The sequence below is a fragment of the Streptomyces sp. PH10-H1 genome (assembly GCF_030063355.1).
GTDB lineage: Bacteria > Actinomycetota > Actinomycetes > Streptomycetales > Streptomycetaceae > Actinacidiphila.
The window spans coordinates 20,285-32,502 of record NZ_JASISZ010000009.1; the positions used below are offsets into that span (position 1 = coordinate 20,285).

14 protein-coding genes are annotated in these 12,218 nt (G+C 71.2%); 5 read left to right on the forward strand and 9 right to left on the reverse strand.

The genetic code is table 11. From position 1 onward, the window contains the following. Complete coding sequence (gene dut / locus QMK24_RS08360) at nucleotides 1–534, reverse strand: dUTP diphosphatase (protein WP_283464658.1); 534 nt, start codon at nucleotides 532–534, stop codon at nucleotides 1–3. Continuing rightward, a complete protein-coding gene (locus QMK24_RS08365; RefSeq protein ID WP_283464659.1) occupies nucleotides 531–1,136 on the reverse strand; it encodes a PaaI family thioesterase in 606 nt (201 codons plus the stop codon). Before QMK24_RS08365 ends, dut begins: the two co-directional genes overlap by 4 nt. Nucleotides 1,137–1,225: 89 nt before the next feature. On the opposite strand from QMK24_RS08365, the gene QMK24_RS08370 reads away from it, so the two are divergent. Continuing rightward, on the forward strand, nucleotides 1,226–2,110 hold the full coding sequence (locus QMK24_RS08370) for an SDR family oxidoreductase (protein ID WP_283464661.1): 885 nt from the start codon (nucleotides 1,226–1,228) through the stop codon (nucleotides 2,108–2,110). Nucleotides 2,111–2,227: 117 nt separating this feature from the next. Continuing rightward, a complete protein-coding gene (locus QMK24_RS08375; protein WP_283464662.1) occupies nucleotides 2,228–2,674 on the forward strand; it encodes a DUF3093 domain-containing protein in 447 nt (148 codons plus the stop codon). Here the strand turns inward: QMK24_RS08375 and QMK24_RS08380 are convergent. The 4 genes from QMK24_RS08380 to QMK24_RS08395 form a co-directional block, all read right to left on the reverse strand. Further along, nucleotides 2,661–3,512 carry a hypothetical protein gene (locus QMK24_RS08380; RefSeq protein ID WP_502962543.1) on the reverse strand — a complete coding sequence of 284 codons (852 nt, stop codon included), beginning with the start codon at nucleotides 3,510–3,512 and terminating at the stop codon, nucleotides 2,661–2,663. The genes QMK24_RS08375 and QMK24_RS08380 overlap by 14 nt on opposite strands. Further along, nucleotides 3,422–3,724: a DUF4193 domain-containing protein gene (locus QMK24_RS08385; RefSeq protein ID WP_138356502.1), complete on the reverse strand. Its 303-nt coding sequence runs from the start codon at nucleotides 3,722–3,724 to the stop codon at nucleotides 3,422–3,424. Before QMK24_RS08385 ends, QMK24_RS08380 begins: the two co-directional genes overlap by 91 nt. A gap of 440 nt (nucleotides 3,725–4,164) precedes the next feature. Beyond that, nucleotides 4,165–5,418, reverse strand: a complete 1,254-nt coding sequence (locus QMK24_RS08390) for a sensor histidine kinase (RefSeq protein ID WP_283464663.1) — start codon at nucleotides 5,416–5,418, stop codon at nucleotides 4,165–4,167. 5 nt (nucleotides 5,419–5,423) lie between these two features. Next, a complete protein-coding gene (locus tag QMK24_RS08395) occupies nucleotides 5,424–6,077 on the reverse strand; it encodes a response regulator transcription factor (RefSeq protein WP_283464664.1) in 654 nt (217 codons plus the stop codon). Nucleotides 6,078–6,313: 236 nt separating this feature from the next. Between QMK24_RS08395 and QMK24_RS08400 the strand changes: the two genes are divergently transcribed. After that, entirely contained in the window at nucleotides 6,314–6,487 is a 174-nt protein-coding gene (locus tag QMK24_RS08400) for a hypothetical protein (RefSeq protein WP_283464665.1), read from the forward strand. Nucleotides 6,488–6,630: 143 nt separating this feature from the next. Here the strand turns inward: QMK24_RS08400 and QMK24_RS08405 are convergent, their stop codons facing one another. Continuing rightward, nucleotides 6,631–7,419, reverse strand: coding sequence for an inositol monophosphatase family protein (locus tag QMK24_RS08405; RefSeq protein WP_502962541.1), 789 nt, complete (start codon nucleotides 7,417–7,419; stop codon nucleotides 6,631–6,633). An 8-nt stretch (nucleotides 7,420–7,427) separates the two neighbouring features. Continuing rightward, nucleotides 7,428–8,543, reverse strand: a complete 1,116-nt coding sequence (locus QMK24_RS08410) for a ferrochelatase (RefSeq protein ID WP_283464666.1) — start codon at nucleotides 8,541–8,543, stop codon at nucleotides 7,428–7,430. 116 nt (nucleotides 8,544–8,659) lie between these two features. Between QMK24_RS08410 and QMK24_RS08415 the strand changes: the two genes are divergently transcribed. Together QMK24_RS08415 and QMK24_RS08420 are read left to right on the forward strand one after the other, a co-directional pair. After that, nucleotides 8,660–9,910: an MFS transporter gene (locus QMK24_RS08415; protein ID WP_283464668.1), complete on the forward strand. Its 1,251-nt coding sequence runs from the start codon at nucleotides 8,660–8,662 to the stop codon at nucleotides 9,908–9,910. After that, nucleotides 9,861–11,189 carry a D-arabinono-1,4-lactone oxidase gene (locus tag QMK24_RS08420; protein ID WP_283464669.1) on the forward strand — a complete coding sequence of 443 codons (1,329 nt, stop codon included), beginning with the start codon at nucleotides 9,861–9,863 and terminating at the stop codon, nucleotides 11,187–11,189. The genes QMK24_RS08415 and QMK24_RS08420 overlap by 50 nt, the downstream gene beginning before the upstream one ends. A 40-nt stretch (nucleotides 11,190–11,229) precedes the next feature. Here QMK24_RS08420 and QMK24_RS08425 read toward each other — a convergent pair whose 3' ends face one another. Continuing rightward, nucleotides 11,230–12,093 carry a hypothetical protein gene (locus tag QMK24_RS08425; RefSeq protein WP_283464670.1) on the reverse strand — a complete coding sequence of 288 codons (864 nt, stop codon included), beginning with the start codon at nucleotides 12,091–12,093 and terminating at the stop codon, nucleotides 11,230–11,232. Between the last annotated feature and the right edge of the window lie 125 nt (nucleotides 12,094–12,218).

The window sequence follows — 12,218 nt, forward strand, 5'->3', positions numbered from 1 at the left end:
TCACTGTCCTTCCCGGTCTGCAACGACCGAAGCGAATCCATTACTGGTCTGGCCGTCGGAGGCGCCACCTGCGGCGGCATGCCCCCCAGAGGAGCCGAAGCCTCCCGCGGCCCTGGCAGAACCGGGAAGTTCCGCGACCTCATGGAAGCGGACCCGTTCGACCTGCTGGACGACCAGTTGGGCGATCCGGTCTCCCCGTTCGAACCGCACGCTCTCGCGCGGGTCCAGGTTGACCACGATCACCTTGATCTCCCCACGGTACCCGGCATCCACGGTTCCCGGGGCATTCACGAGGGTCACCCCGCACCGGGCCGCGAGGCCCGACCGGGGGTGCACGAAGGCCGCATACCCGTCCGGGAGCGCGATGGACACCCCGGTGGGGAGCACGGTGCGCTCACCGGGCGCGAGTTCCGCGGCCCGGGTGGTCACCAGGTCGGCTCCCGCGTCGCCCGGGTGCGCGTACGCCGGGATGGGCACCGAGTCGTCGAGACGGCGGATGAGAACGTCCACGGGACGTCGTACTGCTTCACTCATGGGTTCACCTCGAAGGCGCGGGCGACCTTGACCTGGTCCGGGTCGGCCATCGCGGCCTGGATCTCCTGGCGACGGCCGTTGTCGGTGAAGTGGTTGAGCTTCACCTCGAGGAAGAGCGCTTCCGCGCGGACCGCGACCGGGCCGTCGGGGCCGCCGATCCGGCCCTCGGCGGTGCTGTAGATCTTCCGTCCGGCGACCGCGCGGCAGTGCGCCCGCAGGTGCAGCGTGGTGCCGACCGGCACCGGGCGGACGAAGTCCGTCTCCAGCCGGCCGGTCACCGCGATGACCTGCAGCAGCCAGTTCAGCGAGCCGAGCGTCTCGTCCAGCGCCGAGGCCAGTACGCCGCCGTGCGCGAGGCCCGGCGCGCCCTGGTGGGCGGTCTGTACGGTGAACTCGGCGGTGACGCTCACGCCGTCACCCGCACGGGATTCCAGGTGCAGTCCGTGCGGCAGGCCCTCGCCGCAGCCGAAACACTGGTCGTAGTGCGCCCCGAGCAGCTCACCGGGCGCGGGCGCACCGGGATGCCGAACGGGCAGGGCGGCGTCTGGCGGCGGCTTCAGGCCCGGCCGGCCAGGGCTCTCGGATGCGGTAGCTCCACTCACGCCCGAGACCCTACCCTCCTGCGGGATCCTTTCCCGTCGGTCGTCCGTTGACCCGTATCGGCTTCCACACCACCTTGACCGGAGCGCACATGAGTCCTCAGTCCGTCGTCGTCACCGGAGCCGGCCGAGGCATCGGCCTCGCCATCACCCTCGAACTCGCGCACGCCGGATTCGATGTGATCGGCACGGTACGTACGCCGGAGAGGGCCGGGGCGCTGCGAGCGGTGGTGGAACGCACCGGGGCGGCGGTGCGCACCGTGCTGCTGGACGTGGCGGACGCGACCTCCTGCGTCCAGGCGTTCACCGAGATCGCGATGCTGACGGACGGCGGCCCGTGGGCGGTGGTCAACAACGCGGGTTTCGCCCAGCCCGGCGCCGTCGAGGACGTGGACGACGAGCAGGTGCGGCGCCAGCTGGAGACGAACCTGGTCGCCCCCGCGCGCATCGCCCGTCTGGTGCTGCCCGCGATGCGGGAGCGCCGCGAGGGCCGGATCATCAACATCTCGTCGATCGCCGGCCGGGTCTCGCTGCCGATGCTCGGCTGGTACTGCGCCAGCAAGCAGGGCCTGGAGTCGCTGACCGACGCGCTGCGCATGGAGACCGCGCCGTTCGGCGTGAAGGTCGTGCTGATCGAGCCCGGCTCGCACCGCACCGGGATCTGGGAGCACAGCGCGGGGCTGCTCCCCGGTGACCGGACCTCGGCCTACCGCGACCAGTACGCCTCCGCCGACCAGGTGGTGCGCGGTGCCCGCCAGCTGCCGGGGCCGCGTCCGGTGGCCCTGGCCGTCCTCAAGGCGCTGAGCGCCCGCCGTCCCCTGCCGCGCTACCTGGTGGGCGGCTCCGCCCGCTCGACGGCGGCCCTGGACGCGGTGGCCCCGACCGCCGCGGCGGACTGGGCCAAGCAGCTCGCGACCGGCCTGCGCACGGCCCCGCCCCGCGTCGCGCGGGCGGTGGAGCGGCTGCGCGGGAAGTAGCGGGAAGCCGCCGGAACGGGCGGGCCCGCGCGAGGCGTGATGCTCTGAAGGGTGGCGGCCGGCACGAGGCCCCCGCCGAAGGCAGGGGAAGGGCGGGCGTCTGCCAAGCTGGATGCCATGCAGCCCTACGACGAACGCCTCACCGTCCCGCGCTCCTGGTGGCTCCTGGCCGTCGGGGCCGGTTTCTCGCTCGCGCTGATCCTGTTCCCGTTCGGCGCGCCGGCGATGCTGGCGGGCCTGGTCGGCGGGGTCGCGCTGGCAGCGATGGGCATCAGTTCGTACGGCTCGGCGCGTATCCGCGTGGTGGCCGGTTCGCTGGTCGCGGGCGAGGCGAGGATCCCGGTCGGGGCACTGGGCGAGGCCACGGTGCTCGACCCGGCCGAGACGGTCGCCTGGCGCACCCACAAGGCAAATCCGCGCGCCTTCATGCTGCTGCGCAGCTATGTGCCGACCGCGCTCAAGATCGAGATCACGGATCCGGCCGACCCGACTCCGTATGTCTATCTGTCGACTCGCTCCCCGGAGCGCCTGGCACAGGCCCTGGAGGCCCTCAGGGCTCGATAGCCGGAGGCCGGGGGCTCCCCGGCAGCTCGGGCAGTGGCAGCGCCTCCCAGGGGATCTGGGCGGCGCGCAGGTCCCTGCGGACCCGTTCCGCGAGTTTTCTGGTGTCGCGCCGGTTCATCACGGCGCCGACGGCCGCGCCGACCATGAACGGGGTCAGGGTCGGCAGGTGGCGCACCGTGCGTTTGACGAGCTGCTGGCGCAGCTCCTTCTTCATTCTGCCGCCGAGCGCGACATTGACCGAGGACAGCTTGAGCACGTCGATGCCGCGCTGCTCGGTCCACGACCACAGATAGGCGGTCGCACGCTCCCGTACGGTGCCGGCCGCACGGAGCCCGTAGACCTCGTGCAGCTCGGCGATGAGCTTGTACTCGACCGCCGCGACGCCGAACGTCTCGGCGGCCAGTTCTGCCGGCATCGCGGGCGGGGTCGGCAGCATCGCTGCCGCGCCCACACCTGCGCCGACGGTCATGGTGCCCTTGACGGCACCGGCGATGAGCTTGTCCGCGATGTCCTCGGGACCCAGACCCGGGAACTGCTTGCGCAGTGTCTCCAGGTCACGCACGGGGATGCGCGGGGCCGCCTCGATGAGCCGCTCGGCGAGCGAGCCGATACCGGCCCTCGCGCCATTGCCGCCCTTCCTGGCCCCGCTCTTCACCCCGCGGCCTATGGCGGCCGCGAGCGAGGCCGCGCGGCCCCGCTCGTCGTCCTCCCGGCCCTCCGGCGAGCCCTTCACGGCTGCCCGCTGCCTCAGGCCGCGCAGTCGCGGCAGATGGGGTCGCCGTTCTTGGCCTCGCCCGCCAGCTGGCTGCGGTGGTGCACGAGGAAGCAGGTCATGCAGGTGAACTCGTCGGCCTGCCGGGGCAGCACCCGGACCGAGAGCTCCTCATTGGAGAGATCGGCGCCGGGCAGCTCGAGGGACTCGGCCTGATCGAACTCGTCGACGTCCACCGCGGACGTGGACTTCTCGTTCCGGCGAGCCTTGAGCTCCTCGATGCTGTCCTCATTGACGTCATCGTCAGTCTTGCGTGGTGTGTCGTAATCCGTAGCCATGTGTCGCTCTCCCCCTATGGGTGTCTGCTGGTGTCTCAGCGCACGTAACGCGCGGGAGGCCGGACTTGTGCCCGACCTGAGGCGGAGATTTTGCCTCACCTCAAGGCCTGTTACTCAATCGACACCCAACGTCACCCCCGAAGAGGCGATCGCGGCGGTGGCCGATCAGGACCTGTTCCGGTCCGAAAGTCGCACATCACTCGCGCCAACACGTGTACTTCCCGTGATCATGACCAGCGGAAACATGTATTTTCCGGTCTTTTTTCGCCGCGTAGTGATCACACAGTGTAGGCGAGGCCGGAATCCCGGGTGTGATCAATCACACCGCCGTCCGGCGATTCGCAGACCGAGAAATTACTCGCAAAGCGAACACGATCCGACCCTCCCGAGGGGTTCCGAAGACTCCGGAAGGGCCGCGGCCGGACGTGACCGGACCGGGATCAGATCGGAATGACGACCCGCATGACCAGCCCACCACCCTCCCTCGGCTCCGCCGAGATGTAGCCGCCGTGGGCGCGCGCCACGGAGCGCGCGATGGACAGGCCGAGCCCGACGCCCTTGTCGCTGCCGGTCCGCTCCGTACGCAGCCGGCGGAATGGCTCGAAGAGGTTGTCGACCTCGTAGGCGGGGACCACCGGGCCGGTGTTCGTCACGATCAGCAGGGCCTGGCCGGCCTCCGTGCCGGTCGTCACCTCGACCCAGCCGTCGGCCGCGTTGTACCGGACGGCGTTCTGCACCAGGTTCAGCGCGATGCGCTCCAGGAGCACGCCGTTGCCCTGCACCACCGCGACCCCCAGCGTGCTGCGCAGCTCCACGCCCTTGGCCTGCGCCTCCACGCGCGTCTGGTCCAGGGCATGGGAGGCCGCCTCCGCGACGTCCACCGGCTTGCGGTGCACGATCTCGTTGTCGCTGCGGGCGAGCAGCAGCAGGCCCTCCACGAGCTGCTCACTGCGCTCGTTGGTGGACAGCAGGGTCTTCCCGAGCTGCTGGAGGTCCGCCGACGCCTCCGGGTCCGCCAGCTGCACCTCCAGGAGCGTGCGGTTGATCGCCAGCGGCGTACGGAGCTCGTGCGAGGCGTTGGAGACGAAGCGTCGCTGCGCGTCGAAGGAGCGCTCCAGCCGGTCGAGCATGTCATCGAAGGTGTCGGCGAGCTCCTTGAGCTCGTCGTCCGGGCCGTCGAGCTCGATCCGGCGCTTGAGGTCGGAGCCGACCACGCCGCGTGCGGTGCGGGTGATCCGGCCCAGCGGGGAGAGCACCCGCCCGGCCATGACGTAGCCGAAGGCGAAGGCGACCACGGTCAGCCCTATCAGGGCCATCAGGGAGCGTCTGAGCAGCGTGTTGAGGGCCAGCTCGCGCTGCTGCTGCATGCACTGGGTGAAGGTCAGGTTGAACTGGTCGGGCGAGCTGCTGCCGGACAGGCCGGGACAGGCATTGCTGGTGAGCTGCACCCGGCTGCCCTCGACGAGTTTGAAGACGGGCTCGCTGCCCGTGTGCAGGGCCTGCGCGGCCAGCAGATAGATGATCCACAGCAGCAGGACGCCGGCGATCAGGAACATCCCGCCGTACAGGACCGTCAGCCGTATCCGGATGGTCGGCCGCAGCCACGGCGGCGCGCTCTCCACCGGAATCGGGTCCCAGCCGGGCTTGGAGGGGGCTGGCGGGGGATGCGGCGGGGACGCGTCGGTGGTGGCCACGCCGGTCAGATCCGGTATCCGGAGCCCGGCACGGTGACGATCACCGGGGGCTCGCCGAGCTTGCGGCGCAGGGTCATGACGGTCACCCGCACCACGTTCGTGAACGGGTCGGTGTTCTCGTCCCACGCCTTCTCCAGGAGCTGCTCGGCGGAGACCACCGAACCCTCGCTGCGCATCAGCACCTCCAGCACCGCGAACTCCTTCGGCGCCAGATGGACCTCCGCGCCGTCCCGGAAGACCTCGCGGCGGTTCGGGTCCAGCTTGATGCCGGACCGCTCCAGGACCGGCGGCAGGGCCGCGGTCGTACGGCGGCCCAGCGCGCGGACCCGCGCGGTCAGCTCGCTGAACGCGAAGGGCTTGGGGAGATAGTCGTCGGCACCCAGCTCCAGCCCCTCGACCCGGTCGCTGACATCGCCCGAGGCGGTCAGCATGAGCACCCGGGTCGGCATCCCCAGTTCGACGATCTGCCGGCAGACGTCGTCGCCATGGACGACCGGAAGGTCGCGGTCCAGGACCACGACGTCGTAGTCGTTCACCCCGATCCGCTCCAGGGCGGCGCCGCCGTCATAGACGACGTCGACGGCCATGGCCTCGCGGCGAAGTCCGGTGGCAACCGCATCGGCGAGCAGCTGCTCGTCCTCGACGACCAGTACGCGCAAGGCGCTGTCCTTCCGTGAGCAGTACGAATGTGCCCCCATCCTGCACCGGACGGCCGTAAATCGGATGTAAGTGCCGACCGGACCGGAATTCGTCGTCCGGTTGAGGTTTCTCCTCCGCCGGGCCCGGGGAGGACCCGTCGTACACCCACCAACCAGGCCCTGACGCGCTTCCAGCCGCGCCGTACGGGGCTTTGACACACCCCGTGTCAACGACGACGACGAGGGGGCGCCAGCTGATGGACGCATTCACCACCGGAATCCTGCAGCGGATACACAGCACTGAATCCGACCTCCACCACGCCCGTGAGGCCGGCGACGAGTTTCTCGCCGAGGTCGAACAGGGCGAACTCGACGATCTGCGCCGACTGGCCGCCGAACATGGCGTGAACATCCAGTCCAAGGTCGCCTGACCAGCACGCCAGGCCAGGCCGCCCAACCTGACCCCCGACCCAGAACGGCAGCGCACCGGCCGTCGGCCCGCCCCGGACACCTCCCTGGTGCCGGGGCGCCTCCGTGTCCGCCCGCCGCACGCGGGCGATCCTGCGGGGACCGGTCAGTCGTGCCAGGCGCCCAGGCTCTCCAGCAGGTCCTGGAGCGGCTCGAAGAGGCCGGGTCCGGCGGCGACGGTCAGCTCGTTCGACGGGGCCTGCCCCGGGCGTCCGCCGGTGAGGACGCCCGCCTCGCGGGCGAAGAGGGCGCCGGCCGCGAAGTCCCATGGATTCAGGCCGCGCTCGTAGTAGGCGTCCAGGCGTCCGCAGCCCACATCGCACAGGTCGATCGCGGCCGATCCCCCGCGCCGAATGTCGCGCACCTTCGGCAGCAGGGTGCGCAGCACCTCGGCCTGGGCCACCCGGCGCTCGGTGAGGTAGCCGAACCCCGTGCCGACCAGGGCGTGCGCGAATTCGGGCACGGGGCGCGGCCGGGCCGGGGTGTCGTTGACGTAGGCGCCCTGTCCGCGCACGGCGCGGTAGGTCTCGCCGCGCATCGGGGCCGCCACGACCCCGACCATTGTCTCGCCGTCCTGCTCGGCCGCGATGCTCACCGCCCAGGAGGGCAGCCCGTACAGATAGTTGACGGTGCCGTCGAGCGGGTCGATGACCCAGCGCACGCCGCTGGTGCCCGCGCTCTCGGTGCCCTCCTCGCCCAGAAAGCCGTCGTGGGGGCGGTGTTCCGCGATCAGTTCGGTGATCAGCTTCTCGGCGGCGATGTCCATCTCGGTGACGACATCGATCGGGCTGCTCTTGGTGGCCGCCACCCCGAGGTCGGCGGGCCGGCCGGTGCGCAGCAGTTCGCCCGCCCGGCGGGCGGCCTCCAGCGCGATCTCCAGCAGTTCGGTGCTCACGGCTCTCCTCAGTCGATGCCCGCGACGGCGGGCTTGGGGCTCCGGGACGGGCAGCAGCCCGCCGGGCAGACGTCGTGGCTCGGGCCGAGCGCGCCCAGCGCGCAGGGCCGCGGCGCCAGGCCCCGCTCGCTCGCCGCCCGCTCCAGCACCAGATCGCGCACGGCCGCGGCGAACCGGGGGTCGGCTCCCACGGTGGCCGCGCGGGTGGCCGGCAGCCCCAGCTCGGCGGCCCTGGCGGCCGCCTCGGTGTCGAGGTCGTACGTGACCTCCATGTGGTCGGAGACGAAGCCGATCGGCACCATGACGACGCCGGGCGCGCCGTCGGCGTGCAGCTCCGCGAGGTGGTCGCAGATGTCCGGCTCCAGCCACGGGATCTGCGGGGATCCGCTGCGCGACTGGTAGACGAGCTTCCACGGGTGGTCGGCGCCGGTCGCCTCCCGCACCGCGTCGGCGATCACCCGCGCGGTGTCCAGGTGTTGTGCCACGTAGGCCCCGCCGTCCCCGTGGCCCTCCACCGGGCCGGAGGTGTCGGCGGCGGTGGTCGGGATGGAGTGGGTGGTGAACGCCAGGTGGGCGCCGTCCCGGACGTCCGCGGGCAGTTCGCCGAGCGCGGTGAGCACCGCGTCGGTCATGGGCTCCACGAAACCGCGGTGGTTGAAGTAGTGCCTGAGCTTGTCGACCCGCGGCACCGGCCGGCCCTCGGCCGCCAGCTCGGCGAGGGCGCCGGCCAGGTTCTCGCGGTATTGCCGGCAGCCGGAGTACGAGGCGTAGGCGCTGGTGGCGAGCACCAGGATGCGGCGGTGGCCGTCGTCGGTCATCTCCCGCAGCGTGTCGACGAGGTACGGCGCCCAGTTGCGGTTGCCCCAGTAGACCGGCAGGCCGAGTCCGTGCTCGCTGAAGTCCTTGCGCAGCGCGTCGAGCAGCTCACGGTTCTGCGCGTTGATCGGGCTGACCCCGCCGAAGAGGAAGTAGTGCTGCCCGACCTCCTTCAGCCGCTCGCGCGGGATGCCGCGGCCGCGCGTGACGTTCTCCAGGAACGGGACGACGTCGTCGGGTCCTTCCGGTCCGCCGAAGGACAGCAGGAGCAGCGCGTCATAGGGAACAGCCTCGTTGTGATCGGACATGGGTCCGATCCTGCCACTGCTCCCTGGCGTCCAGGAAAAGCGATTGCCACGGCACGTAGCCTCTGGAGACCAGTCACAAGCCTTACCGACGCCGGCGAAGTCGCCGTGGAGTGCCCGTGTCCAGCCCGTATCGCGCGATATTCGCAGCACCAGGCACCAAGGGATTCTCGGCCGCGGGCTTCATCGGCCGACTGCCGCTGTCGATGCTGGGCATCGGCATCGTCACGATGATCTCCCAGGTCACCGGCCGCTACGGCCTGGCGGGCGCGCTCTCCGCGACGCTCGCGATGTCCGGCGCCGTGATGGGCCCGCAGGTGTCCCGGCTGGTGGACCGGTTCGGGCAGCGCCGGGTGCTGCGTCCCGCGGCCGCGATCACGGTGCTGGCGGTGACGGGTCTGCTGCTGTGCGTGGTGTGGGGCGCGCCGGACTGGACGCTGTTCGTCTTCGCGGTGCCGGCGGGCGCCACCCCGAGCCTCGGCGCGATGGTGCGGGCCCGCTGGGCCGTGATCCACCACGGCACCCCGGAGATGCACACCGCGTACTCCTTCGAGTCGGTGGTCGACGAGGTCTGCTTCATCGTCGGCCCGATCCTGTCCATCGGGCTGAGCACGGTCTGGTTCCCCGAGGCCGGACCGCTGCTCGCGGCGGTCTTCCTCGCGGTCGGAACGTTCCTGCTGACCGCGCAGCGCTCCACGGAGCCGGTCCCGCATCCCACTTCCTCGCACACGGGCGGCTCGGCGCTGCGCTCCCGCGGCCTCCAGGTGATGGTGATCACCTTCTTCGCGACAGGCGCGATCTTCGGCTCGGTGGAGGTCACGACGGTGGCCTTCGCCGACGAGCAGGGCCACAAGGGCGCGGCGAGCCTCGTACTCGCCGTGTACGCGCTCGGATCGTGCCTCGCGGGACTGGTCTTCGGACTGTTCCGGCCGAAGGGGTCGGCTTCCCGCAGCTTCCTGGTGGGCGTGTGTGTGATGGCTGTGAGTATGATCCCGCTCCTACTGGTCGGAAACTTGTGGTTCCTGGCCGTAGCGCTGTTCCTCGCGGGCCTGACCATCGCACCGACGATGGTCACCACCATGGCTCTCGTCGAACAGCTGGTACCGCGTTCGAAGCTGACCGAGGGCATGACGTGGGTGAGCACAGGCATCACGGTCGGTGTGGCTCTCGGAGCCTCGCTGTCCGGGTGGGTGATCGACTCGTCGGGGGCGAAGGCGGCGTTCGCGGTACCGGCCGCCGCCGGGGCACTCGCCGTGGTGGTGGCGTTCCTGGGGTTCCGCCGGCTGCGGCCGGCGCCGGAGCAGGAGGGGCCGCGTAGGCATGAGCACGACGAGCACGATGAACGGCACAGCCGAGAAGGCGTGGCATAACTGGGCGGGCAATGTCTCCGCGCAGCCGCGGCGCAGCGCGTCGCCGTCCTCGGTGGACGAGCTGGCCGCCGTCCTCCGCAAGGCCGCCGAGGACGGGCTGACGGCGAAGGCCGTCGGCACCGGCCACTCCTTCACCGCCGCGGCCGCCACCGGCGGGGTCCTCATCCGCCCGGACCGGCTGGCGGCCATCCGGGAGATCGACCGCGAAGCCGGCACGATCACCGTGGAGGCGGGTGTACCGCTCCACCAGCTGAACGCGGCACTGGCCGCCGCGGGCCTGTCGCTGACCAACATGGGCGACATCATGGAGCAGACGGTGGCCGGCGCCACCAGCACCGGCACCCACGGCACCGGCCGTGATTCGGGATCGATCTCCGCACAGATCAAGGGCCTGGAACTGGTCCTCGCCGACGGCTCGGTGCTGACCTGCTCGGCGCGGGAGAATCCCGATGTCTTCGCGGCGGCCCGGCTCGGGCTCGGCGCCCTCGGGGTGATCAGCGCGATCACCTTCGCGGTCGAGCCGCTCTTCCTGCTCACCGCACGCGAGGAGCCGATGGGTTTCGACCGCGTCATGGCGGAGTTCGACCAGCTGACGACCGAGAACGAGCACTTCGAGTTCTACTGGTTCCCGCACACCGACAGCTGCAACACCAAGCGCAACAACCGCAGCCAGGGCCCCGCAGCCCCGCTCCCCGCCGTCAAGGGCTGGATCGACGACGAGCTGCTGTCCAACGGCCTGTTCCAGGCCGTCTGCTCGCTCGGCAGGGCCGCCCCCGCGACCATCCCCGGCATCGCCAAGGTCTCCAGCCGCGCGCTGTCGGCACGCACCTACACCGACATCGCGTACAAGGTCTTCACCAGCCCGCGCCGGGTGCGGTTCGTGGAGATGGAATACTGCGTGCCGCGCGAGGCGGCGGTCGGGGCGATCCGCGAGCTCAAGGCGATGGTCGACTCCTCCGGCCTGCGGATCAGCTTCCCGGTGGAGGTGCGGATCGCGCCCGCCGACGACATCACCCTGTCCACGGCCTCGGGCCGCGACAGCGCGTACATCGCCGTGCACATGTACCGGGGCAGCCGGTACCAGGAGTACTTCACCGCGGCCGAGAAGATCATGACCGCGCACGCGGGACGCCCCCACTGGGGCAAGATCCACACCCGCGACGCGGAGTACTTCGCCGGGGTCTATCCGCGCTTCGGAGAGTTCACCGCGCTGCGCGACCGGCTGGACCCCGAGCGGCTGTTCGCCAACGACTATCTGCGGCGGGTCCTCGGCGCGTAGGAACAGGACCGAGCGGGACCGGACGACGGGCCCGGCGCGCTCAGCCCAGGGTCCCGGCGCCCGCGGCGGCTCCCTGGGCGCCCGGCGACGCCGTGCCGCCGGAGCCGCCCGTGCCCGGAGACCGGCTGGGATCCGGGGTCGGCGAGGTGCTGGGGCTCGGGCTGCCGCTCGGCGACGGGGAGCCGCTCGGGTCCGGCGAGGGCGAGCCGCTGCCCGAGGGCGACGGTGTCGGGGAGGAGGACTGCGACGGGCTCGTCGAGGACCCCGGTGCGGGCGTGTCCCCCGAGTGCCCGGACGGAGTGGACGGAATGGACGGATCGGCACCCGGCGTCCGCTGCTGCTCGCCGGACGGCTTGGAGTGCGAGCCGCCGCCGTCGAAGACCGCCTTGACCGACGGCTCCGACCCGGTGGCCAGCTCGATCGAGGTGACGGTGCCCATCGCCAGCACGAAGACGACGACTGCGCCGATGGCCGACTTGCGCCAGCCGCGCTTGGTCGTGCCGTGCACGGTCGCCTCGCCGTACTCCCCGTCGCCCTCTCCGGGCGGCGGAAGCTCCTTCAGCAGCCGGGTGGAGCCGGGCCCCGTCTCCGGGTCCGTCCCCGGGGCCGCCCCCGCTTCCCTGCCCGGATCCGTCCCCGGCACGGAGACCGGCAGGTGCCGGGTGGACACCGTGCGGATCTGCTCGCCGGTGCGGCGGAAGAAGTGCTGGAAGACCGTGCCGCCCGCGGTGGCCACGATGCTGACCACGCCGGCGCCGATGATCGTCCCGTACACGCCCAGCTTGGACGCCAGCAGCGCCGCGGTGACCGCCGCGAGCGCGCTGCCCGCCACTTGGGGGACGCTCAGCTCCAGCCGACCCCGCCGCGACGTTTCCTCTTGCTCGTCCTTTTCGTCCATATCCATACCTGGGTAGCCGCTCCCATCCTCCTTGCACAGAGAAGAGACATATGGGCGAAGCCAGTAGTTCCACTTGCGGACATTCTGTGAGCCTCGCCACTCAACTCCCTTGCCGCGAGAGAACTTCGGCT

What these genes read in the sequence shown, in the direction of transcription:
- dut (WP_283464658.1), bottom strand. Translation starts at nt 534, where the DNA reads ATGAGTGAAGCAGTACGACGTCCCGTGGACGTTCTCATCCGCCGTCTC.
- QMK24_RS08370 (WP_283464661.1), top strand. Translation starts at nt 1,226, where the DNA reads ATGAGTCCTCAGTCCGTCGTCGTCACCGGAGCCGGCCGAGGCATCGGC.
- QMK24_RS08375 (WP_283464662.1), top strand. Translation starts at nt 2,228, where the DNA reads ATGCAGCCCTACGACGAACGCCTCACCGTCCCGCGCTCCTGGTGGCTC.
- QMK24_RS08385 (WP_138356502.1), bottom strand. Translation starts at nt 3,724, where the DNA reads ATGGCTACGGATTACGACACACCACGCAAGACTGACGATGACGTCAAT.
- QMK24_RS08400 (WP_283464665.1), top strand. Translation starts at nt 6,314, where the DNA reads ATGGACGCATTCACCACCGGAATCCTGCAGCGGATACACAGCACTGAA.
- QMK24_RS08410 (WP_283464666.1), bottom strand. Translation starts at nt 8,543, where the DNA reads ATGTCCGATCACAACGAGGCTGTTCCCTATGACGCGCTGCTCCTGCTG.
- QMK24_RS08420 (WP_283464669.1), top strand. Translation starts at nt 9,861, where the DNA reads ATGAGCACGACGAGCACGATGAACGGCACAGCCGAGAAGGCGTGGCAT.
- QMK24_RS08425 (WP_283464670.1), bottom strand. Translation starts at nt 12,093, where the DNA reads ATGGATATGGACGAAAAGGACGAGCAAGAGGAAACGTCGCGGCGGGGT.